Source organism: Celeribacter baekdonensis, assembly GCF_003047105.1.
Taxonomy (GTDB): Bacteria; Pseudomonadota; Alphaproteobacteria; order Rhodobacterales; family Rhodobacteraceae; genus Celeribacter; species Celeribacter baekdonensis_B.
Genome location: NZ_CP028476.1, coordinates 13,938 through 36,041, shown reverse-complemented (window position 1 = coordinate 36,041; position 22,104 = coordinate 13,938). Strand labels below are relative to the sequence as shown.

Here is a 22,104-nt window from a genome sequence, read left to right as displayed (position 1 = left end):
TAACTTTGTGCCGGCGATGTTTTTAAAGAGGCCAAGAATTCCATTCAATCACTCAACATACCAGCTCTTTCGCTTGAAAAATGCGGCATCTGATGAAAGGCACTTTACGGGTTTTGCGGGGTTTCCTGCATAGAGTGTATGTGTGTCTAGATAGGCTTTTGTCAGCACGGACTGTGCTCCAAGTACCGAGTTGTCAGGCAATTTTGCTCCTTTCAGTAATAAAGAGCGTGTCGCAATCATGCAGTGTTTCCCGATCGTGATCGGTGCGCAATCTTGTCTTGCATCCATAATGTCAATCCCATGCGTGTAAATAAATGTGTTACGGCCAGCAAAGAGCGAAAAGTCACCAATTGTAATTTTATCATTACAATCCAGAAAATGATTCCCAGTGAGTGCAGCACCTTCTCCCATAAGCAAAGCGGGAACGCGATCCACTCGGTGGCTGAAATGTTTTTTAGATCCTAAGGGAATGGCCGTTGCATACACCCTATTCCCAATCCGTGCATTCTTACCAAGCTCTAGCCGCTCTAGATTCCGTAACACACTCCAGTTTTTTATTACGCTTCCTTCTTTCAGGACAAGTTTTTTGACATGGATGTAAGACATGCCAATTTTCACGTTCGCCTCGATTTCGGCACGCATGGTGCGGCGATATATCATAATTTTGATAGGGCGCGGTAGAATTACGGCAAGTATATGAAGTATTTTCACCAACTTTTTCCTTTTACAAATCCTTCGAGGGTGTAGCTTTATAAGCTTTCAGCCATGCAAGCTGCATAAGAACTCGGATTGTTGCGATGCAAACAAGCGAGATTCCGGCACCAATCAGGCCAAACACGGAAATAACTAAGGTAAGCACCGGAAGTGCGATCACAAAGTTAATGATTGTGAGGCGCATTATGGCTTGATCTGCATGCAGTGAGTACATGGCCATTTTTTGTAGCTCAGCAAACACGTTGAGGTTAAAATTGACCAGCACAAAGTAGAAAATCACTTGCCATGCGCTCAAGGCTTCTTTGCCGATGAGCGGCAAAAGATAGGTTATGCCGACCAGAGCCGCGACCGAAAACAAGACGGTGGACAGGGTTGCCATGCGAGTGGTGGACCAAAACAAATGTGAGAGGCGGGCGGGGTTTTCGGCGGCTGTCCGCACGAACGCGGGCCGCGACATTTGCACCACGCCGGAGTAATGCAAATTGGCCAAGGCTGAGCCGATTTGTAGGAAAAACACGTAAATACCGGTGGCTTCGACGCCAAGCAGGGCGGTGATGATAAACCGATCCGATTGCACCGAGAGCGTTTCACATACGGAGGAAATATACAGCGGCCGCGCGGCCCGTGTGGTCCTGAATGTGGATGTGATGCCCTCGCGTAGACGCACCCCTGTTTTAAGCCATGGCCAGTCCCGCAGGGCGACAATGACGCCGAAAAAGGCAATTGTGGCGCCGATAAACCAAAAGAACAGCAGGGCGTCTATGTTGCGCAGCGCAGGGAACGCATAGGCCAGAGGGATATAGAGCAAGGCCCAGAGCCCGGCTCGAATGAAATGGAGAAGGTTGGCCCATATGGGCATCGCGCGGCTGACGAGGAGTTGGTAGCTTTCGGTGCCCAGATGCTCCATCAGCACCACGCACCAAACCAAGAACACGAGGAGCGGATTGGCAAGGGAGAGCGCCAAGAGCACGCCGAGGATGACGAGATAGAGGCACACCACATAGACCAGATAATGGACCAGAGGGGCGATGAGATCGCCTTTTTCGGCGCGCACCGCGGTGCGCGCCAGGACTTGCATCGTGCCCATTCCAAGCAGGGGGGCGGCGGCGATCGCGGCCGAGGACACAAGGCCGAACCACCCCAGATCCGCAAGGCCAAGAAACCTTGCGATAAACAATGTGAGGGCGAATTTCACAACGAGCGTCGTGATCCGCACACCCATCACAAACAATGACTTCTTGAACAAGAGGCTAACCTTTTTTGGAGACCGCGGGGTCATAGAGGGCTCACGATGTCCCTAATAGCTCCTGCGCTAGATCACCAGCCAAAGTCGAGACAATCTCCACCTCCTCTGGCGTCAACGCCTCTTTCCAATATTGATTTGTCTGCGCCAGAGAGCGGGTCCAGTCATGGGTCGCGTTGGGTGCTTTTTTCCCGACGGAGCGTTTGCTTTGTTGCTGGGCCAGATAGGCCATGGGCTTTTCTGCCGCGACGCCAAGCCAAGAAAACAACGCCTCATAAACGGCGGTTTCGTTGGTCTCGAGCTCTGTCGAGCAGACGATAAAAAGGTGAGGGGAGGTTTGATGTTTCTGAACCAAAAGGGCGCCCATCCGCCAAACGGAGGCCGCGCTGCGCACCGCACAGGGCGGCATTTTTACACTCTCTTCAAGAATGGCATCCGCCCCATATCGCGCTTTGTAGCGGGCGTAGATCGGCTCTAATTTTGTGACCCAACCCATCCGTTTATAGCTGGCCGCCCCCGCGAAAGGCGATCTGAGCGTTACCACGACCGGCAATCCCTGATCGAGCAAAGACGGCAGGGAGAGAAAGGCGTGAGGATCTTTCCAGATGATGGTGTCGGCAAAGGGCTGCAACCGTGCAAGCCGATAGGAGTGCAGGCTGCGACTGCCGCCGATTTTCAACATCATCTGGCGCAGAAGCGACGCCTTTTTATGTGATGGTCGGCTTTGCTGACCAAGCTGCAATTTTAAGCGACTCAGATGGTCCAACCACGTCACAAACACGTCTTGTGTCAGAGATCCCGCCCCAACGATGGGAAACTCTTCGTTGATGCGCACATCTCCGGTGGGGCCCCAAGGTTCATAGATCGACACCGCCCCAGGCATATGGGCAATGATATCACCCACGGGCGTTGTACCACTTCTGGGAGGGCCCGTTACGACGATGATTTTACGGGATTTAGATCTTTCAAGAAGCTGCCCAATATTCGTCGCCATCACGTCCCTAACATATCTTGATCACATCCAAGAGCCCGGTGATAGGCATGGCTTTTTATACGCAGAAAAGGCCGTGTTGATCGAGAGTTTTATCCTTTTAAGGGGCCTCTTTGAGAGCGATGCTAATTTTTAAATCAGTTTGGGGTCGATTGGAGCGCCCGGTGTTTTCTATCGGTCTGCATCGCCTCAGAGCCACACTCGGACAGGCCGCTGGAGCTATGAGGCCTGTGCCGTTTGGGATGCGATCATCTGGCGCGCTTCGTCATAAAGCCAAGTGTCATTTGCATAGTACTCTTTGACAAAGGCGCGCACCCGATCGCTGTGCAACGCATCCAGGGAGTTGTCCGGCAGGTATTTTGTCATGGATTTGATGACAAAGCTTTTGACGGACCAATAGAGACCAGAGGGCATGACTTTGCGGAGCGGTTTGCCAAAGCGTTTGATCACCGTGGCAATATGGGTCGCCATCGCATCGAGGTTTTCAAGGGGGTACACATGTTCAACAATGCGTTCACCGTCCAGGAAAACATAGTCGTATTGTGGGATAAAGTGGACATATTCCCCGCCCACATTGTCCCGGTGTGTCGTGATGTGATCCATGATGTGATCGAGCGTCTGATTGACCTCAGCATCGGACATTTCGGCAATGTTGGAGTTGCCAAACTCACGGATATGTTGTTGGACCGCTGAAATGAACCTTTTGAACGGATCGCGCGCGACGGCAAAACAGGCACAGTTGCGATAGGCGGCAAGTTCATCGGGAAAATAGTCACGCAACATCCACAATGGTTTGTGCGCGTCCATATATGTGCCGAGACCTTCACGGGTGTCGAGTTTCAGGCCGGTATAGCGGATCTCGCCCGGGAGCGGCGGATCCAAAGCTGCCGTGAGCCCGATTGCGATAGAAGAGCCGCCGCACTTTGGAATGTGGACGAAAACAAACTTGTCCGCTTCGCGGATGATGTTGACCATGGGAACACTTTCGATCGCTGTTTTTTGATTCCTGCCCCGCTCAGGTTAAGGGATTGGGGCAGTTGGGGAAGCCCCAATGTGAGGATGGCAAAACAGAATTTTCTGATCTGTCTGACTTAGTCTCCCGCACTGTTTGCATAGATTATGATTTAACCGCAATTGAAACGCCAAAATTTAGACCATGTGGGAAAAACGGCTGGCACAGATGCCCCATTTTTTTGCAATAGCGTGACATCGGGACAAATGCCTTGGTTCATTGTGGTGAAGCTGGCACTATCAACGGGCACATAAGCGGAAAGAACAACATATTCCCGCGAAAAATTATGGGATTGATCCGCCTTGCACTCACGCGATATACCTAATCTTTTTCTTGTTGGCCCCCCGAAATGCGGCACGACATTTCTTCAGGCCGCACTTGTACAATCACGCCACATATTTGGGCCGGTGATTAAGGAGCCGCAATTTTTCGTTTTTGCCCCAGACCGCTTTGCCTATAGCGCGGGGAAAAATATCCCGGTGATTGAGCAGGCGTATAATAAAAACGCCTATATGGCCCTTTTTAAAGAGTGGAGAGAGGAAGCCTTTGCCATCGATGCTTCTGCCAACCAATTGCACGGGCGAAATACAGCCAAACGGATTTTTGACGCCAATCCTGACGCCAAAATCATTGCGGTTTTACGAGAGCCCGTGGCCCGCGCTTATTCACATTATTTGATGATGAACCGTTGGGGGGCGGTGCCCGAACCCTTGGAAGAGGCTTTAGAAATTGAGCAGCAAGAAATTCAAGCCCTGGGGGAACAGCCAAGTGCGTTGCAATATTCCTTTGTGCGCCAATCCCTCTATTTTGATGCCGTGAAAAGTTATCTGGATGTGTTTGGCCCGGCCAACGTTCGGATTTATCACTTTGCGGATGTGACCCAAAATTTACCGATGATCTTGAAGGATTTAGAGGAATTTCTCTCCGTACCGCTCTCATATACGAATGCCATAGATGGCCCTAAAAATTCCTTTCGGGCACCACGTTCGCAAGCCGCATCAAGGCTTTTGGCGTTTTATCACACGCTGCCCATCAAGCCTTTGGTGAATCAAATCACACCACGTAAGTTGCGTAACTTTGTGCGCACTTGGTTCCACCGTCTGAATTCAAAAGAGACGCCAAAGCCGCCCTTGAGTGATGTCGCCCGCGCACGAATCTTGGACCTGGTTGGCGACGATTACCCCCGTACCTTGCAGTTGGTCCGGGACCGTGGGAGTTTGTTTGAGATTGAAAAACGGCAGCCACCGCATGAGTGGAACGACAGATGAAGGTCCCAACGTGAACGAATTAGAGAACCCCCTGCGATCCGTTTTGGTTGTCAGCGATTTCGCCTGTATCAACGGCGGGGGGCAAAGGTTGCGATTGATGGCGCGCGTTTGGCGGCTGAAGCTGGGTTAGAGGTCACGTTTTTCGCGCCGGTTGGCCCTGTTGCGCCCGAGCTGACACATCCCAACATCACCGTGGTCTGTTTGGACCAGTCTGACATCCTTCATGCCAAAAGCCGGGTGAAAGCGGCGCTTCAGGGAATTTGGAACGCAGAGGCCGTGCGTGCCTTATCCGAGGTGATGGACACGTTGGATCCGGCCACGACGGTCATGCATGTCCACAGCTACGTCAAAGCGATCTCGCCCGCCATTGGCCCGGTTTTGGCCCGCGGTGCTTTGAAAAACGTCTTTACGATGCATGATTATTTTCTGGCCTGCCCAAATGGTGGGTTTTACGACTACCAGAAGGACGAAATTTGTACCCGGCGGGCCATGGGGGTGTCTTGCCTGACCACACAATGTGATGTGCGCAAAGCCAGTCATAAGGCGTGGCGGGTCGTGCGTCAGGCCATCAGCCAAACCGCCGGTGCCCTGCCCCGCGGTCTGAAACACATCATCTATATTTCCGAATTTCAGAAAAATATCATGGCGCCTTACCTGTCGGCAGGGTGTGGATTGTATCACGTGCCCAACCCTGTGGAGGTGTCGCCCGATCCCAAGGGGGACCCGCGCCACAGCGACAGGTTTCTCTTTATCGGTCGGCTGAACCCGGAAAAGGGCGCTGTCCTATTCGCTCAAGCTGCCCAGATGGCGGGGGTCCAGGCGGTTTTTGTGGGCGATGGTCAAGATCGGGATCAGGTTCTGGCAGCCAATCCAAGCGCGCAGATATTGGGTTGGAAATCCCCTGCCGAAGTGCAGGAGCTGATCAAGACCGCGCGGTGTGTTGTGTTTGCAAGCTTGTGGCCGGAGCCTCTTGGGCTGGTGCCTTTGGAAGCGATCCATTTGGGGGTTCCGGTGATTGCCGGACGGTGGACGGCCGCCTGTGAGACGGTTGACCATGATCGCACGGGACTTTTGATCGAGACACCTGACGCTGAGACTTTTGCCGCGGCCATCAAGGATCTCTGCGAGGACACACATCCCGTTTTTGAACGGATCAAGACCTATGTCCCCAGCTACACGCCTGAGGCGCATCAAAAGGCGTTGTTCGACACTTATATGCAGGTGTTGCAAAGCTGACACCGGTGCAGCGTACTCTGGGCTAAGACCCTCTTAGAGGGATCGTTTTATAAGCCTTTTCATCACACACGATGAAAAGGATGACAGCATGCAAGACCCGTTTAAGTCCCGCGTCCCCAATCTCAATGGTCCGGCGACGGATCTTCTGCCCGTTGTGCCATCCGATGCGCTGGACCTCCCGGCTGTCGCTGTAGCTCTGTTTGTGGAAACGGCTGGCAGCCTGTCGTTTGTCGCGCAAAGTGGTGAGACGCGATCTGTCAACATGACGGATTTTTCGATTCTCCCCGTTGGCACCCGCCGCGTTTTGGCATCCGGCACGACAGCCACCGGAATTCATGCGTTTGTCGTGGGGTAAATCATGTTTTCAATTGGTTTTGGTTTGATGGGGCGTAGAAATCCGCGCCCAAGCAATACCCCTCCGCCTTGGAGCCCCACCGCACTGTCCGCGTTTGCGTGGTATGATGTTTCGGATCTCTCAACGCTGTTTCAGGACATGGGGCAAACTGTTCCGGTGACCACGGATGGCGATCCTGTCGGGATGGTTCTCGACAAGTCTGGCAATGGATATCACCTGACGCAGTCTGTGGCTTTGTCGCGTCCAATTTACCGGACTGACGGTGCGTCCCATTGGTTGAATTTCGACGGGAGCACTCAGACCTTAGAGCACGCAACCCTGCCTGTTCCGGCCACATTTTCTTTCGTGATGGCAGCAACGGTCGAAACCTTTCCGTCAAATTTTTCTGCCTTGATTTCGATGGAGAGTGCAGCAGGTTTTCAAGTGGACGCCGGATCAAAGACCAATGGTTTTAATTTTCGGTTTAATGGGACGGCCCTGTCCTCTCTTCGCCGACAGTCTTCCACGGGATTTGAGGGGCCTTGCACGCCTATTGCATTGCTTTGAATGCAACCGGTGGCCAGCTTTTGGGGCGAGTGGATGGGTTCGAAGAGTATTCGGCCAGTGACTATAATGGAACGCTTTCCGCTTCACAGCATCTTCGCCTTTTTACGGATAGCAATGACAATCAAAGAGTAGGCGGAAAGTTCTACAAGCTTGCGCTGTTGCCAACGACGGTTCTCGAAAATCTGGACCAAACCGAAACCTGGGCCCTGCAATAACTCATCAGGTTTGGTTGTGGAACAAGGCACCCCAGCGGCTTTGAGCCAACAGGGTGTCTTGAGGGCCATGGCTCAATAATAGCCTTCGCCATAATAGTCGTGCGCTTTTGTGGAATCGATCATGCTCAACACAATACCGTCCACATCATGCCCAGAGGATTTGAAGGTGGCGATGGCGCGTTTGACCGCTGCACGTGGCGTATTTGAAAACTCCACGAGGAGCACATTGTAATCCACATAATGCGCCATAAGCCGCGCGTCAGGAACCAACAGAACAGGCGGCGTATCCAGAATCACAATGTCGTAGGCCGCCCGCATTTCTTCAATGCGGCTTTGCCAATCCGTCTGTGCAAAAAGATCCGCCGGGCTTTGATCGGTTTGCCCGGCCGTGATGACATCACAGCCAATTTGCGGGCAAGGGGTCGCAACCTCATCAAGCGTGCCCGATCCCTGCATCAAAGCCACGAGACTGCCAGACGGCGGCAAGTCAAAATAGACTTGGAACTTGGCGCGCCTCAGATCGCATTCCACAAGCAAGACTTTTTTGCCCATTTGGGCATAGCTCATGGCAAGCGAAATGCTTGTTGTCGTTTTCCCCTCGGCCGGCAAGGAGGATGACATCATGATGACCTTATGGGCATTCCCTGATCCCAACAGTTCAAGCGAAGATCTGAAATTTCGGATGGACTCGGCAAACGGACTGGATCGTTCCTCCCGCAGGACCGCCAAAACATCGGATCGGGATTTGGCACGCACCCGGTGAGTTGCCCCGATCACCGGCAGGCGCGTGGCCTGTTCAATCTCTTCCGTAGAACGGAAATTGCGGCGAGAACTTTCCCCAAGCAAGAGCCAGCCGAGGCTGACAACGCCCCCCAGAAATGCACTGAAAATGATGATCATCGGCCGGTTTGGCGATTGCGGGAAGTTGGGCACTTCGGCATTGGAAATCACCCGGCTGTCCGCGGTTTGTATGCCTTCCTGAGATGAGGTCTCTTTCGTCCGCGTCAGAAAATGTTCGTAGAGCAGGCGGTTCGCCTCCACTTCGCGTTCAAGTTGCCGCTGTGCGATCAGTTCCGTTGATTGCTGATTCAGCTTGTCGGAGAGAACCGCCTCGGATTCAGTCAACGCGACAAACTCGCGGTCCAAACGCGCAATATTCTGGCTCAATGACGTTTTAATTCTTTGCAGCATACGGACAAATTCTGGCGATGAAAAATTGTCCTCGCTTTCGCGCATCAAGCGGATGAGATCGCGATCAGACGTGAGCGCAGCCACCTGACTGTATGTCGGGTTGACCAGCGCTTCGAGTTCAAGCAGTTGAATTTGTTCAATCGTCAGTGTCTGAAAGGCGGAGCGGTTGAGTGTCAACCGGTTGCGTGTTTCTTTCAGCTGACGTTCGAGGGCATCCAGACCCTCTTCTCCGGGCAGGCTGATCGAGGCACTAAACTCAGACAGTCTTTGCTCAGACGCCTCCAGTTCCTTTTGCAGCTCTTGCACTTGATCAGAGAGCCAAAGTGCGGCCTCTTCTGTGGCGGCCACTTTATACGTGCGCTGTTTTTCGATGTAGGTTTCGCTGACGGTTTGGGAGATAAGCGCCGCTTTTTGCGGATCTTTACTCAACCCGGAGACAACAAAAATAAACGAGTCAGGGACGTTGCGGACGTTGGTTTTGTTGGAGAGCGCATCCACAACCGCCCCCAATTGCACCGCTTCAGAAACCGCGTTGGCATCGGCATCTTGGCCTGCTAACAAACGGGACAATAGCCCCTTTTCGCGCAGATATGGATTGAATTCGGGGTCAGAAATCAGATCGAGTTTACGGCTGACATCGGCCAGATAGCCCCTGCTTTGGATCACCTGAAGCTCTGAGTTCAGTTCAACGGATGTCCCGGAGAACCCTTCAACAATATTATCAAAACTGATGACTTGGCTGGTCTTCACGTTGAGTTGCAGCGTGGACGTGGCCCGGTACACAGGTGTTGCAACCTGAAAGGCATAAAAGGCGCCGACCAATGCCGCTGCACCGACACAGACGGCGATGGTCACCTTGCCGTTTTTGATCGCCTGAAAAAGCGGCGCAAAACTCAGTACATCTTCAAGATTCTCATCACTCATCACGACCGCTTCCTTGTTGTCTCTCGACATGTGCTTGACCTAGACATACCCAAACCAAGCACATTCTTATGCGTTCTGCCATATGTTAGACGGACATATGAACACAAGTTCCAAAGCCTTCAAATGAGTGGTTAAAACCTGCCCATAAAAGAGGAACAACGTCATGTCACCCTTAACCCGCATCGCGAGTGATCAGGGCGCCAACTGTCGTGTTCAACCATTGCCGTGACTGAACGATCTGATTTGTCTTGGCATCGACCCAGAACAGATTGCGCGGGCTCTCACCGTAGCCCCGGCAATCTTCTTGCATCAGAACCGTTTTTTTCTTGGCGCCGCCGCCCAGATCAAGATCCCAAGGCCCCTGATTGCTCACGCGACATTGGAAAGACACGGTATATGCTTGGTCATTGCCGGACAGGAGCGTCATGAAACGTTCCGCATAGCCTTCACGCCGAGCCCGCACGAGGCTCGCCGTCTTGGACACATCCGCCGCGAGCACATCGGCACCAAATCCGCGGGTCCCAACAATCATGCCGTCTTTGATCGAAACCGTGGCTCCGTTGCCGGTCAACCAGGTCCCGACCCCATCCGTTGACGTGGTCCAGAGATAGAAATTCGCCGCGAGGTTTTGGGCCTGTACAGAAATGGTTTTTTGGGGCGCTCCGGCCTGTTTCAACGCGGTGAAGGTGGGGTTCGCCACCCGCGACACACCCAATTTGGTGCCCGTGAGCACCCCCATGACTTTATTTGAGGTCGCGCCAGAACACGCCGTGACCATCAAAGCCGCAGCCACCACAATCCAACGTCCTGTCATTGCAAGCCCTTTCATCGCCAGAAACGACCCCAACGGTCTTCAAGCTCGCTTGTGTGCGCATCGCGCGTCACACCATATAGCCGATTGCGCACGAACAGACGTGCCCCCCCATCGCGGGTCACCGGTTGAATCGTCATAGACACGCCCTCCTTCGAGGGTTCCCCCGTCAGCCAGTTCACCGGAATGGTCAACCGAACGCCTTTGTCGAATGACCCTTCGCCAAAATCGTTAAAGGGAATATCGGTGATCGTGAAATACGCTCCGATCTTGAAGCCGTTGTCAAACTCACGGTCCAGAGACACTGTCGTGCCCCAATCTTTGGCAAGATAGCGTCCGGCATCAATCTGACCCAGATAACCACCGCCAAAATCGTAATAGGCACTCAGATGCCCAGTCGCGACCTCGTATTCTTGAAACCCAAACAGCTGATCGAAATCACGCTGTTTGACATAGTTGACTTCGGCGCCGAGCGCGAGGCGGCTGTCCGTGGGATACCAAAGCAATTCGCCTGAGACACCCCCGTACATGGTTTCAAGATAGCCAGCCGTCAGACGCCCATAGAGGTTGCGGCCAGGGCGGAAGAAATACTCTGCCGTCAGGTGCTTGATTTCGGTATCCGCCTGGGTGGCGTAGAGCCCTGAGTCTGAACGAACATGCCTAATTTTGGAATTTGAAAGCCGGGTGATCGAGTCGAGATTGCCAACAACCGGCTGACGCACGGCACCTGACAAAATCACCCCTGAAAAAGGCGTGTAGGCCGCGGTGGCTTCCACCCCTAAATCGGCCCGCAACGGGCTATCCGGGTCGAACAGCGACGGCTGAATATAGGGTTTCAGACCAAAAGACATCTTTGGGTAGGCCCGAGACGCGGGCACTGTTGTCCCAACCGCATCCGCAATATCCGCACGCGCGAACATTCTCCAGCTGCCATCCAAATCATGTTCCAACGCGACCAGATCCCGACGTTTGATCGTCGTTGTCGAAATCGGCATCCCCTTTTCCGTGACCACAAGGCGGAATGTGCCAACCTCAGCGGGCATCATATTGGCCAAGAGACGCGAGGCACGGCCAAGCGCCTGAGGCAGTGCGCCAAAACGCTGATTGCTCATGCGAACGGTTGCGACATCCCCCGAAACGGTGAGGCCCTCCAACACCAGCCCCTCCGCCGCAAAGGCCGCCGCAAGCGCAGTTTCCCCGGAAGAGGTCGACGTGGAAGAGCTATCCCACCCCAAATCAGACCGCTGTGGCGTCGCCATGATCGGGACCGGTGCCGCTTCTCGACCGCTCGGAACTTTCGGCCGTTCTGGATGCAGCGGGAAAGTGGCCATCACCCCCAACTCCGCCCCATGCAGCGCATAGGCACTGATGTTTGCGCCATTTTTGGCCTGATAGGACAGAGCGACATTGATTGGGGTGTTTTGAACGAAACCGGCGCTGCCAGATTCCTTTACATAGGCATCGGACGAATATTCAGCCCTCAGGCTAAACCGATCATTGAAACGATATTCCACCCCACCAAAGAGGGCGGCATCACCCCGAAACCACTGATCCGCCTCAAGCCGACCCACTTCGTTGATGCTGCTTGGGCCTGATCCGCGCGTGTCAAAATAATCGGAAATCACACTGAGAGGGTTCTCAAACGCCCCATGCGTCGCCAAACGGCCCCAGCCCACCCCCCCGGTCACGGCCAGTTTGTCCCCAAAATGTTTCGTCGCCACGAGATATTCAGAGGAATAAATCCCGGTGCCGCCAAAATCACGCAGCCCGGCCGAAATGGCGGGCCACACACCAGATTCTTCCATCAACAGAACATTGATGTCGAAACTGCGGTCATAGCGCGTTTTGCCGGGGCCATCGTAATCTTGGATGGTTGAATATCGGAATGTTCCCGTGACTCGGGGCGAGATTTGGAAGGACAGCGTGTTTTTGAGTGTCCCCCCACCATAAGAGAGGGTTGGGACCAAAAGCCCATCTTCAAGCGGCGTGGCCACGGGCATATCGATCAACCCCGGCGTGCCATAGGTGGAAATCGGGGTCTCCGCCGATGCTGCGCCACAAAGTGCGATGATTGAGCAGGCTATAACCGGATGTTTGAAATGCACTGCCATATGTCCGTTTGTTTCCACGACTTTCGGCAAAGGTAGCAAAAGCCACTATTCCGAGATAGGAGACCATGCTATTTAGCAAGGCACTGTGACAGATTTGACAGCCTGACGCGTCCTCTTCAAGCCAAGCCGGGTAAAGTGAAAAAAATCCTTAAACGTCTCGTGCATAAGCGGCAGGTTGTGCCCAATTTTACGCCGCTTCCGCTCACCACTGCCCAAACTATATGTGTCATTGGGGACATTCATGGCGCGCTCCCGCCTCTGCAAGCCCTCCTCAAAACCTGCGCGGCACAGGCCCCAGACGCACAGCTTGTGTTTCTTGGAGACTATATCGATCGGGGCGACCAGGTGCCGGAGGTGCTTGCACTCTTGAAACGCCTGCAAGACGATGCCGGCGCGATCTGCCTCAAGGGCAACCACGAAGACATGATGTTGCGATTTCTCGACGATCCCGCCCGCAATGGCCCGATCTGGCTGCGACACGGAGGGTTGCAAACCTTGGCGGGATACGGGGTCTCAGGGGTGTCTTTGCGCCATGACCCACAGTCCCTGACGGCACTGCGCGATCAGCTTCGCCGCGTCTTTTCGCCAGAGATGGAGGCCTGGTTGCGCGCCCTGCCCTGTCATTTTCTCAGTGGCACTTTGGCCGCCGTGCATGCCGGGGCGGACCCGGCCCGCCCCATGTCGCGGCAAAAGCCCCAGCACTTGCTTTGGGGCCATAAGGATTTTGGGACGGTTCCCCGCTCTGATGGGCTCTGGATCATTCATGGGCACACCATCGTGGACACCCCGACAATGACCCCCGGCATCATTTCCGTGGACACAGGGGCCTATATAACAGGACAGCTGAGCGCGGCACTGATTGCCGGTGACTCTGTGACGTTTCTACAAAGCTGAGCCCTGCCCCGACCATGGGCACACTCGGAAGACCGCATGAAAAAAGCGCCGGTTTACGGCGCTTTTTGTCTTTTCAAAATGAGCGAAGCTCTTAGTTCGTGGTGGAAGGTGTCGACGCGCCGCCGCCGCCCGCCGCCGCCGCAGCCACACCGGCTGCAATCAGCGGAGCGATAAACGGCACAAAGTTCTGCACGTCACCCGCTGGCGGAACCACCACACAGGCCGGATCTGCTGCGTTTGCTGGAAGCGTACAATCAACGCTTGTGACACCTTGAGCCGAGACTGCGCCAGCAGCCAAGACAAACCCTGCACTCAGAGCCAAAACCAACTTATTCATCACGGGACCTTTCCTTCACAATTACTATTTTGGGGGCGCTCAGGGCAAACCATCGCCTGAACCAGCCAATTAATCAGAAACTACCATATTGCTTGGGTATCCGCACTATAGAAACTCAAAGGCAGTTAAATAAGGTTTGATCTGCTGACTTAATGAGCAATCAATCCGGCTTAAGGCGGCCCAATGCCCCTTTTGCCACCCGCATTTTGACAAATCCAAGAAAGGCGTGCTCGGCAGAATGCAAACGCGGATGACCAGATTCGGCCCAATACGCGCGCCAATCCGCCTCAAGCGCATAGACATCCCATCCCGGCGCAATATCGCGTGCCCGCTCAAACACCGCACCCGGCAATGGCCCAAGGGTCGGCCCATCCCCCTCGAGAACCCGCGCCCGGGATGCAAAACGAATGATATCTCCCGTCTCCTCCGCCATTTCATAATCTGGCAGGTGGTCGGCAGCGATCATGTCGCGGATCATCTTACGAAACACCCGACGCGGGCTGGCCGAGCCGGATTTTTTCAACAGCACCTCCACAGAGACACGCCAGTGATCTTGTTTGCCGCAATGTTTTCGGGCCAGTTCATAGATCCGCCGTTCAAGCGGCTTACGCAGTCGGAAATAATCCCGGCTCAGTGTCAGAACAGATTTTGACATCACTGCCCGAAACAGCCAGTCCGACAATGTAATCGACACGCTGACCATCCGCCCGCCGCGGGTTTTGCGCACGATCTCCCAACTCTCGATCAACCCAAACCCAGAGGTCACTTCCGCCTCTCCCGTGCTGATGTTGGTCTTGATGCGGGTGCCTGCGAGACGCTCAAAGGCTTCAGTCAGACGTCGATAGGAATCGCCGCTGGTCTCGCGGTTTGTCGCCACCAAAAGATCATGCGCCCGCAGGGTCAGTGTCCGGCTCACTACACGCCCCATGTTGAGCGCCGCCATCAATTGGCTGATGCAAAAGATCAGGATGTCTTTGTCGTGGATTGTCGCCAAGCCTTTGACCGACGGCGTCACTTCGATCCGGGCACCATTATGCTCATAGGATAGAATCCGCCGGTCCGGGCGCGTGGACAACGAAAACACCGGGTGCTCCATCGTGGCGAGGTCATCCTTTGGGATGGCATCGAAAATGTCGCAAAGAAAAAAATCAATCTGCGGATAGCGTTCAGGCAAAAGCCCCCCTGCCCCCGCAGACATCACAGCGCCTGCCATTTCTGTCCCTGACTGCCCCTCTTTTGTGGGCGATACCAACTCTGCTCGTTTCGTGGTTTTATTGACACCCAACTTAGGTGGATCGCTTATTTTGGTCCAGTCTTTCTGTCGGGGGTTCAGAGTCACTAGAGTGTGGGTTCAGAGTCACCCTATCGGGGGTTCAGAGTCACTGCAGCTTTCAAGATTGACATTTTTCTGTTTTTTTTCATACAGATAGAAATCTTTCTAAAATCCTTAACTAATATATAACTCAATTTTAACACATATATTTTTTTCAACCCCGGCTGAGATCCCACGAGGCAAGCTCTAAAAATCCCCTATTTTTCAACGAATTGATTCTCCACATGTGGTTTTTTCTTTCATATGCCACCTTTTAGGGTATTCTGAAAAAAACGCGTTACATGGGTGTCAGAATGGCCAAAGACAACACAGAACAGCCACCCTATTTCAACATTGATCCCGATCAGGCTTTGAAGGATTTGGGCCAGCCCATCACCACCAAAGGCTTTGCTGAAATCGCAGGCACCTGTGCCCGAGGTCGCGATGATCTTGCATCGCGGGGGATGAATGAGGCCGGGCGCAAAGAGCTTAGGCTGTTTTCTACTTGGGAGATTACACGCTATCTGATTCCTGTGGCTACACCACATTTTAGGCGCGTTCTTCGGTCCAATCCAGATTTGCCACAAGGTCGCTCTGAGTCAGAAACCGGGGCCAAATGGTTTTCCCTTGATGAGGTTTTGCGTCTGCGCGCCCATTTCGCCGCAGAGGGTTCAAAGACCAAAGAGTATTTGCCCTACAGGCCGAAAGGTCTGCCTGCAAAACTCGTGGCCGTGGCCAATTTCAAAGGTGGTGTTGGCAAAACCTCGACTGCGGCACATTTGGCGATGTCCGCCGCTCTCGATGGCTATAAGGTTCTGGTGATTGATCTTGATAGTCAAGGATCGATGACCTCGATTTTTGGTGGAAAAGTCGAAGATGAATGGGGCACCGTGTTTCCGCTTTTGGCCCGTCACTATGCCACCCATCAACGGCAGGCCAACCAATCTCGGATGGACCGCGGAGAGGCGCCTGTGCCGCTGGATGAGACGCTGACAGAGGCATTGAAGGTTAAAACCCAAGACGTCATTCAATCAACCCACTGGCCGAACATTGATCTGATCGGCGCGCAGCTCAATCTCTATTGGTCCGAATTCCAAATCCCGGTTTGGCGGATGCAGGGGCGGGGGTGGAAGCTTTGGGATGCGCTGACCGATGTCTTGGAGGCGGACGGGGTTTTGAACGACTATGATGTCATTTTCCTCGATACCCCCCCTGCCCTCGGCTATCTGACGATAAATGGCTTGGCCGCGGCAGACATCTTGTTGGTGCCGCTTGGGGCATCGTTTTTGGAATTCGATTCAACCGGCCGGTTCTTTGACATGCTTCATTCCACATTTCAGTCGATCGAAGAGGGTGAAAACATGGCCGCCCGCGCGCTTGGTCGTGACGAGTTGTCTTTTGAATGGGATGCTGTGCGAGCGGTGATCACCCGTTATGATGGCGCGCAGCAGGGCGAACTTGCGTCTTTGATGCAGGCCTATCTGGGTCAAACCCTCTCGCCGCATCGTCAGGATTTTACCGCGCTCATCGGTCAGGCTGGCGAACAGGTGAACGGCATTTATGAGGCCGATTATCGTGACTTCAATCGCGAAACCTATGCGCGTGGCCGTCAAACCTTTGATGCGACCTATGCCGCCTTCAAACGGCTTTTGCTTGGCAGTTGGCGACGCGATGAAAAAGAAGCGGAGGAGATGAGCCATGGCGAAGCGTAAGAGACTGACCCCTGCGCGTCCTGACGTGACCTCTTTGGGAGGGGGGGTAGAGCCTAATCCAGCCGAAATAGAGTCTAAAGCACCTGAAACTAAGTCCATGTTTCCTTTGGGCGTGGCGCGCCCTGCCCCCCGTCCGCCGATTGCACAGGTGGCCGGAGAGGCGGCGGTGAGTGCGGCGCTGACGGAATTGACGGAAACCGTCGCGCGGGCGCGGGCTGAGGGCCGGATTGTCGAGCTTTTGGCTCTGTCGGATGTGGACAAAGGTCACCTGGTGCGCGACCGGGTTCATGTGCAGTCTGAGGATCTCGACGCGCTGAAATCGAGCCTATTGACGCGCGGACAGCAAACGCCGATCGAGGTGGTCGATCGCGGCACTGGGGTGTCGCCCCGCTATGGTTTGATTTCCGGTTGGCGTCGTCTTTTGGCGCTTTCGGAAATTGAGGCGGATCAGGTTCTGGCCATTGTCCGCCAGCCGAAAACATCGTCTGACGCCTATGTCGCCATGGTCGAAGAAAATGAAATCCGGGCGGACATCAGTTTTTATGAGCGGGCGCGGATTGTGGTCAAGGCGCTTGAGCAGGGGTCTATACAGACCCTAAACAGGCGCTTCAGACTCTTTTTGCAAATGTTTCGCGCGCGAAACGTTCTAAGATCAAAAGCTTTATGACGCTTGTTGAGACCCTAGATGAGGATCTGCGGTTTCCTGCGGCCATCAGTGAGCGGGTGGGGCTTGAACTGGTCCGCCGGCTTCAGGAGACCCCTTCGCATGTGGAGGTGATCCGCACGCGTCTGTCACAGGAATGCCCCGCGACAGCCAAAGAGGAGATCGCTCTTTTAGAACGCGTGACCTCGCTTTCGTCTCCGCCATCGCGACAGCCTTGCGCGCCCCTCTCCCTGACCCAACCACGCCAAATCGTGGTTGAATATGACCAAGAGAAGGGCCGGGTTGAACTGACCGGGGACGGCATCGACGCCGAATTTGTTGCAGCCTTGGAGGCTTGGTTGACGCAACCCGACTGAGGCCGGTTTTAGGGTCTGTTGTCCCGGTCAAATTTGGAGCGTCAATGTTTCGCGTGCGAAACATTGTGGTCGCTATTTTTGGCCTTTCGCTGAAATCATGAACACATGCACCGCTTTTTCCCACAGGAGGGGGAATGGCCCTGTTCTTTTGGAAAAGGCAATGTTCATAATAGGGTTAAGCACATCTGCGAAAGAGGTGCGAAGATTTGGATTAAATGGAGCTAGAGGTAAACCATGCCATCGATAACACCGGTTATTCTCTGTGGTGGATCCGGGACGCGGCTTTGGCCGCTGTCTCGAAAATCTTACCCTAAACAATTCGTGCCGCTGGTGGGTGAGGAAACTTTGTTTCAGGCCTCGGCCAAGCGGCTCAGCGGCAGTGACGGGGCCGTTCAGTTTTCTCAACCTGTCGTTTTAACCGGCTCTGATTTTCGGTTTATCGTCACGGAACAATTGGCAGAAATTGGTATTGATCCGGGCGCGATCCTGATTGAACCAGAGGGCCGCAATACCGGACCGGCGGTTTTGGCCGCCGCCCTTTATCTGGCCTCAAAAAATCCTGATGCGGTGATGTTGGTGGCCCCTTCTGATCATGTGGTCCCGGATGCGGCGGCTTTTCATGCGGCGGTGGCCAAGGGGCTTGATGCTCTCTCAGAGGGCAAGCTGGTCACCTTTGGGATCACGCCGGATCGGGCGGAAACCGGGTATGGCTATCTTGAGTTGACGGCAAAGCCGGACAGCTCTGGCACGGCGATTGATCTCAAAACCTTTGTGGAAAAGCCATCGGCGGCGCGGGCCGAGGAGATGCTTGCGGCGGGAACATACCTGTGGAATGCGGGCATTTTCCTGTTCAAGGCGGCGGATATCATCGCGGCCTTTCAACAATACGCGCCAGATTTGATGCGGCCTGTCAGCGCGGCGGTTGACGCCGCTGAGGCAGATCTCGGGTTTTTGCGCCTCGCGCCGGAGCCTTGGGGAGCGGCTGATGACATTTCCATCGACTATGCGGTGATGGAGCGTGCCGACAATCTTGCGGTTGTGCCCTTCAATGGCGGCTGGTCGGATCTTGGTGGTTGGGACGCGGTTTGGCGTGAGGCCGAGCCGGATGCGGCCGGGGTTGTGACCTCTGGAGAGGCCACCGCGATTGACTGCGTCAACACGCTTTTGCGCTCGGACAGTGAGCGGCTTGAAGTCGTGGGAATCGGGCTTGAGAACGTGATCGCGATCGCGATGAATGATGCGGTTCTGATCGCCGATATGAGCCGGGCGCAGGATGTGAAAACGGCTGTTGCGGCGCTGAAGGCAAAGCAAGCCCCGCAGGCCACGCATTTCCCGAAAGATCACCGGCCATGGGGGTGGTTTGAAAGCCTCGTGGTTGGCAATCGGTTCCAGGTGAAACGCATCCATGTGCATCCCGGCGCGGCGCTGAGCCTGCAAAGCCATTTCCACCGTTCCGAGCATTGGATTGTGGTGGAAGGCACGGCACGGGTGACGGTAGATGACGAAGTGCGCTTGGTCACGGAAAACCAGTCGGTTTATATCCCGCTTGGGGCGGTGCACCGGATGGAAAACCCCGGAAAAGTGCCGATGGTTTTGATTGAAGTCCAAACCGGCTCTTACGTCGGTGAGGATGACATCATTCGCTATGAGGATGTCTATGCGCGAGGGCAGGGGGCCAAGGGGTAATTCCGTTCCCCCCCTGACACAACGATCAATAGAGCGGGTGGCCTTTGGGACATCCGCTCTATTTTTAAGGATAAAGCACAGGCGAATTGGTGTCCCGTGCGGGGTTTTGAGCGCGGGCTCAACAGTTTCTTAGGCTTTGGCTGCTTAACTCCACAGTGAGCCGATGGGGGTCGGCGATAGGGGCAAGAATGCCCTCTGTCTGTATCACGTGGGGTGATTAATCATGTCTTCTTGGAACATTCTGCGCGCGCATCATGCGGGCGTTGCGGTGACGTTTTGTGTCCGTTTTCCGCTTTTGATGGTGCTTGCGATTGTCACCTTGAGTTTCTTTTGCGGCACATCTGCACAGGCGGCGCGTCCGGGGTCGCAACAACCCGGTGCCACGATTGTCGTGAACAGTGACTACGGCGGCAGTGTGCGCAAACGCTACAACCAGATTCAACAGATCAATCGGCTGGGCCAGCGGGTGGAAATCCGCGGTCGCGATTGTCTTTCAAGCTGCACGATGTATCTCGGAGCCAAAAATGTGTGTGTGAGCCCGACGACATCTTTTGGCTTTCATGGGCCGTATCGAGGCGGGCCCGGCCTGTCCCAAGATGAGTTTGACGCGTGGTCCAAGGTCATTTCGGCGCATTACCCCTCGCCGGTGCGCAATTGGTACATGCAAAAGGCGCGCTATAGCACAACGAATATCCTTCGGATCAAAGGCGCTGAGTTGATCCGTCTGGGCGTGACAATGTGCCGGTGATCGCGAGCGCGTCCGAGAGTCTTCTGTCAGACCAAGCATCCTAAGGAGCCCTTCTGCCTTAACAATGGCGGGAGGTCTTTTGCTGTCATCAGTGCGCGCTCTGGTCAAGAGGCGCTATGCCAAAGGCAACACCGCACAAGCACCGCCTCGTTTCGCAATTTTTGGCGCCTTCTTGCCCATCCATAGTGCGAAAATGTCGCGACACGCAATAAATCGGCAATTGTTCGTTGTTGCCTTTGGCATAGACCGTCTATCCTCTCGCAAAGACGCTCCTTTAGGCTTTGCACAGGTGTAATTTCTAGGTGCGACCACATGACGACACTTCTCAAGGGGGTCGCGAAAACAGTATGGGCTTTATGATCGTGCGACACATTTTCGGCATTTTGGCGTTTGCAGTAACTTTGACGGGGTGTGGTACAATTTACCCCTCGCAGCATGTGGTGTCTGGCACATCCGGTGGGACGAAAGTGCGCATCACGGATATGACCTCTGAAAGCGTTATGCTCGCGAACCGCAGTTCATATACGCCCCGCAGCTTGCCTGCTGTGTTCAACCAAACCGCTGGGCTTCAGGGGCAGATGATGGGAGCGGGGGCTTTGCCTGAGCCCGCCTATACGGCACAAACCCGGCCCACTCCGATTGAAACCCGCCTGCCTGCGGATGTGACGCCTGGACCATATCGGATTGGGACCGGGGATGTCGTGTTGCTGGCCACGCCTTCGGGCTCCTCGGTCGAGGAACTCGCCGGGCTTTTGGCGGCGCAAAACAATCGGCAAGGCTATACCGTCCAAGATGACGGGGCGATTGCGATCCCGAATGTCGGGCGCATCTCGATTTCCGGGCTGACAATTGAAGAGGCCGAATCCGTCCTGTTCCAAAAGCTTGTTGAATCTCAGATTGAGCCAACATTCAGCATCGAAATCTCGGTATTCAATTCCCAAAAAGTGTCCGTGGGCGGCGCGGTGTCTGATCCGGGCAATGTGCCCATCACATTGACGCCTCTGTATCTGGACGAAGTGATTGCAAACGCAGGCGGCGTCACAGCGCCAAGCATGGACTATGTCACGGTGCGTTTGTACCGCGATGGGACTTTGTACCAGGTGCCGTTGTCTGAGTTGTACTCCAGTTCAGGGATGCGGCGCATTCTGATGAAGTCGGGGGATATCGTCTTTGTTGATACGACCTATGAGCTTGATCAAGCCGCCGCCTATTTCCAACAGCAGGTCCAATTGGCCAGTTTCCGGCAAACGTCGCGGGTGACGGCGTTGAATGCGTTGAGCACTGAGATTTCGTTGCGCCGCGCCCAGTTGGGCGAAGCACGGAGCAACTTTACCGCCGTGAACGCGTTGGATGCGGTTGAGCGGGACTATGTGTATCTCACCGGGGAGCTAGTCAAATCCGGGCGCTTCACCATGCCCTTTGGCCGCACGGCAACCTTGTCGGATGCTTTGTTTGATGGGGCCGGTGGGTTGAAAGTGAACACCTCTGATCCGCGCGAAATCTATGTTTTGCGGGGGTCCAGCGATCCGATGGAGTTTGACTCCGTCACCGCGTGGCATTTGAACGCGAAAAACGTGGCCCATATGGTCCTTGCCACACGGTTTGAATTACGGCCCAATGATGTGGTTTTTGTCTCTGAGAAACCTGTGACACGTTGGAATCGGACGCTGAGCCAAATCACACCGCAGATCGTCAATCTCGGCGCTTCGGCGGTGAATTGATTTCAAGCGAAGGCGCCTCTTACGGCGCCTTCCGAACCATCATCTTCTGACGAAAAG

At 54.5% G+C, this 22,104-nt stretch carries 21 protein-coding genes; 11 read left to right on the top strand and 10 right to left on the bottom strand.

Annotated elements, in window-relative coordinates; translation table 11 throughout:
• Nucleotides 1-48 precede the first annotated feature (48 nt).
• From DA792_RS21435 to DA792_RS21415, 4 genes are all read right to left on the bottom strand, one after another.
• On the bottom strand, nucleotides 49-711 hold the full coding sequence (locus DA792_RS21435) for an acyltransferase (RefSeq protein ID WP_107722842.1): 663 nt from the start codon (nucleotides 709-711) through the stop codon (nucleotides 49-51).
• Nucleotides 712-724: 13 nt separating this feature from the next.
• Nucleotides 725-1,960 (bottom strand): lipopolysaccharide biosynthesis protein, encoded by a 1,236-nt coding sequence (locus DA792_RS21430; RefSeq protein ID WP_159075358.1) that lies wholly within the window; start codon nucleotides 1,958-1,960, stop codon nucleotides 725-727.
• Nucleotides 1,961-2,000: 40 nt separating this feature from the next.
• The gene (locus tag DA792_RS21425) at nucleotides 2,001-2,861 is read right to left on the bottom strand and encodes a hypothetical protein (RefSeq protein WP_107722840.1); all 861 of its coding nucleotides are present in this window, start codon (nucleotides 2,859-2,861) and stop codon (nucleotides 2,001-2,003) included.
• Nucleotides 2,862-3,167: 306 nt separating this feature from the next.
• Nucleotides 3,168-3,923 carry a sulfotransferase family 2 domain-containing protein gene (locus DA792_RS21415; RefSeq protein ID WP_107722838.1) on the bottom strand — a complete coding sequence of 252 codons (756 nt, stop codon included), beginning with the start codon at nucleotides 3,921-3,923 and terminating at the stop codon, nucleotides 3,168-3,170.
• Nucleotides 3,924-4,262: 339 nt separating this feature from the next.
• Here DA792_RS21415 and DA792_RS21410 point away from each other — a divergent pair, with 339 nt between their 5' ends.
• From DA792_RS21410 to DA792_RS21395, 4 genes are all read left to right on the top strand, one after another.
• The gene (locus tag DA792_RS21410; RefSeq protein ID WP_107722837.1) at nucleotides 4,263-5,228 is read left to right on the top strand and encodes a sulfotransferase domain-containing protein; all 966 of its coding nucleotides are present in this window, start codon (nucleotides 4,263-4,265) and stop codon (nucleotides 5,226-5,228) included.
• A gap of 108 nt (nucleotides 5,229-5,336) precedes the next feature.
• The gene (locus DA792_RS21405; RefSeq protein WP_107722836.1) at nucleotides 5,337-6,464 is read left to right on the top strand and encodes a glycosyltransferase family 4 protein; all 1,128 of its coding nucleotides are present in this window, start codon (nucleotides 5,337-5,339) and stop codon (nucleotides 6,462-6,464) included.
• A gap of 88 nt (nucleotides 6,465-6,552) precedes the next feature.
• The gene (locus DA792_RS21400; RefSeq protein WP_107722835.1) at nucleotides 6,553-6,819 is read left to right on the top strand and encodes a spike base protein, RCAP_Rcc01079 family; all 267 of its coding nucleotides are present in this window, start codon (nucleotides 6,553-6,555) and stop codon (nucleotides 6,817-6,819) included.
• 138 nt (nucleotides 6,820-6,957) lie between these two features.
• A complete protein-coding gene (locus DA792_RS21395; protein ID WP_159075357.1) occupies nucleotides 6,958-7,365 on the top strand; it encodes a hypothetical protein in 408 nt (135 codons plus the stop codon).
• An 83-nt stretch (nucleotides 7,366-7,448) separates the two neighbouring features.
• Here DA792_RS21395 and DA792_RS21390 read toward each other — a convergent pair whose 3' ends face one another.
• The 4 genes from DA792_RS21390 to DA792_RS21375 all read right to left on the bottom strand — a co-directional run bounded on the left by DA792_RS21390 (nucleotide 7,449) and on the right by DA792_RS21375 (nucleotide 12,617).
• Nucleotides 7,449-7,649: a hypothetical protein gene (locus DA792_RS21390; RefSeq protein ID WP_107722833.1), complete on the bottom strand. Its 201-nt coding sequence runs from the start codon at nucleotides 7,647-7,649 to the stop codon at nucleotides 7,449-7,451.
• 3 nt (nucleotides 7,650-7,652) lie between these two features.
• Nucleotides 7,653-9,695 carry a GumC family protein gene (locus tag DA792_RS21385; protein ID WP_159075356.1) on the bottom strand — a complete coding sequence of 681 codons (2,043 nt, stop codon included), beginning with the start codon at nucleotides 9,693-9,695 and terminating at the stop codon, nucleotides 7,653-7,655.
• Nucleotides 9,696-9,867: 172 nt separating this feature from the next.
• Nucleotides 9,868-10,509 carry a YjbF family lipoprotein gene (locus DA792_RS21380; protein WP_159075355.1) on the bottom strand — a complete coding sequence of 214 codons (642 nt, stop codon included), beginning with the start codon at nucleotides 10,507-10,509 and terminating at the stop codon, nucleotides 9,868-9,870.
• Between the two features lie 11 nt (nucleotides 10,510-10,520).
• Nucleotides 10,521-12,617 carry a YjbH domain-containing protein gene (locus tag DA792_RS21375; RefSeq protein WP_107722830.1) on the bottom strand — a complete coding sequence of 699 codons (2,097 nt, stop codon included), beginning with the start codon at nucleotides 12,615-12,617 and terminating at the stop codon, nucleotides 10,521-10,523.
• A 135-nt stretch (nucleotides 12,618-12,752) separates the two neighbouring features.
• Here DA792_RS21375 and DA792_RS21370 point away from each other — a divergent pair, with 135 nt between their 5' ends.
• Nucleotides 12,753-13,511 carry a metallophosphoesterase family protein gene (locus DA792_RS21370; RefSeq protein ID WP_254679756.1) on the top strand — a complete coding sequence of 253 codons (759 nt, stop codon included), beginning with the start codon at nucleotides 12,753-12,755 and terminating at the stop codon, nucleotides 13,509-13,511.
• Nucleotides 13,512-13,602: 91 nt separating this feature from the next.
• On the opposite strand, the gene DA792_RS21365 is transcribed toward DA792_RS21370, so the two are convergent.
• Together DA792_RS21365 and DA792_RS21360 are read right to left on the bottom strand one after the other, a co-directional pair.
• Entirely contained in the window at nucleotides 13,603-13,848 is a 246-nt protein-coding gene (locus tag DA792_RS21365) for a hypothetical protein (RefSeq protein ID WP_107722829.1), read from the bottom strand.
• A gap of 160 nt (nucleotides 13,849-14,008) precedes the next feature.
• Nucleotides 14,009-15,061 carry a replication initiator protein A gene (locus DA792_RS21360; RefSeq protein ID WP_107722828.1) on the bottom strand — a complete coding sequence of 351 codons (1,053 nt, stop codon included), beginning with the start codon at nucleotides 15,059-15,061 and terminating at the stop codon, nucleotides 14,009-14,011.
• Nucleotides 15,062-15,474: 413 nt separating this feature from the next.
• On the opposite strand from DA792_RS21360, the gene DA792_RS21355 reads away from it, so the two are divergent.
• The 6 genes from DA792_RS21355 (at nucleotide 15,475) to DA792_RS21325 (ending at nucleotide 22,047) form a co-directional block, all read left to right on the top strand.
• Nucleotides 15,475-16,872, top strand: coding sequence for an AAA family ATPase (locus DA792_RS21355; RefSeq protein WP_199908214.1), 1,398 nt, complete (start codon nucleotides 15,475-15,477; stop codon nucleotides 16,870-16,872).
• 97 nt (nucleotides 16,873-16,969) lie between these two features.
• Complete coding sequence (locus DA792_RS21350; protein ID WP_159075354.1) at nucleotides 16,970-17,539, top strand: ParB/RepB/Spo0J family partition protein; 570 nt, start codon at nucleotides 16,970-16,972, stop codon at nucleotides 17,537-17,539.
• A complete protein-coding gene (locus tag DA792_RS21345) occupies nucleotides 17,536-17,892 on the top strand; it encodes a hypothetical protein (RefSeq protein WP_107722825.1) in 357 nt (118 codons plus the stop codon). The genes DA792_RS21350 and DA792_RS21345 overlap by 4 nt, the downstream gene beginning before the upstream one ends.
• Before the next feature lie 234 nt (nucleotides 17,893-18,126).
• Complete coding sequence (locus DA792_RS21340; RefSeq protein ID WP_107722824.1) at nucleotides 18,127-19,578, top strand: mannose-1-phosphate guanylyltransferase/mannose-6-phosphate isomerase; 1,452 nt, start codon at nucleotides 18,127-18,129, stop codon at nucleotides 19,576-19,578.
• A 223-nt stretch (nucleotides 19,579-19,801) separates the two neighbouring features.
• On the top strand, nucleotides 19,802-20,326 hold the full coding sequence (locus tag DA792_RS21335) for a hypothetical protein (RefSeq protein WP_107722823.1): 525 nt from the start codon (nucleotides 19,802-19,804) through the stop codon (nucleotides 20,324-20,326).
• A 347-nt stretch (nucleotides 20,327-20,673) separates the two neighbouring features.
• Entirely contained in the window at nucleotides 20,674-22,047 is a 1,374-nt protein-coding gene (locus tag DA792_RS21325; protein ID WP_254679755.1) for a polysaccharide biosynthesis/export family protein, read from the top strand.
• Nucleotides 22,048-22,104 lie beyond the last annotated feature (57 nt).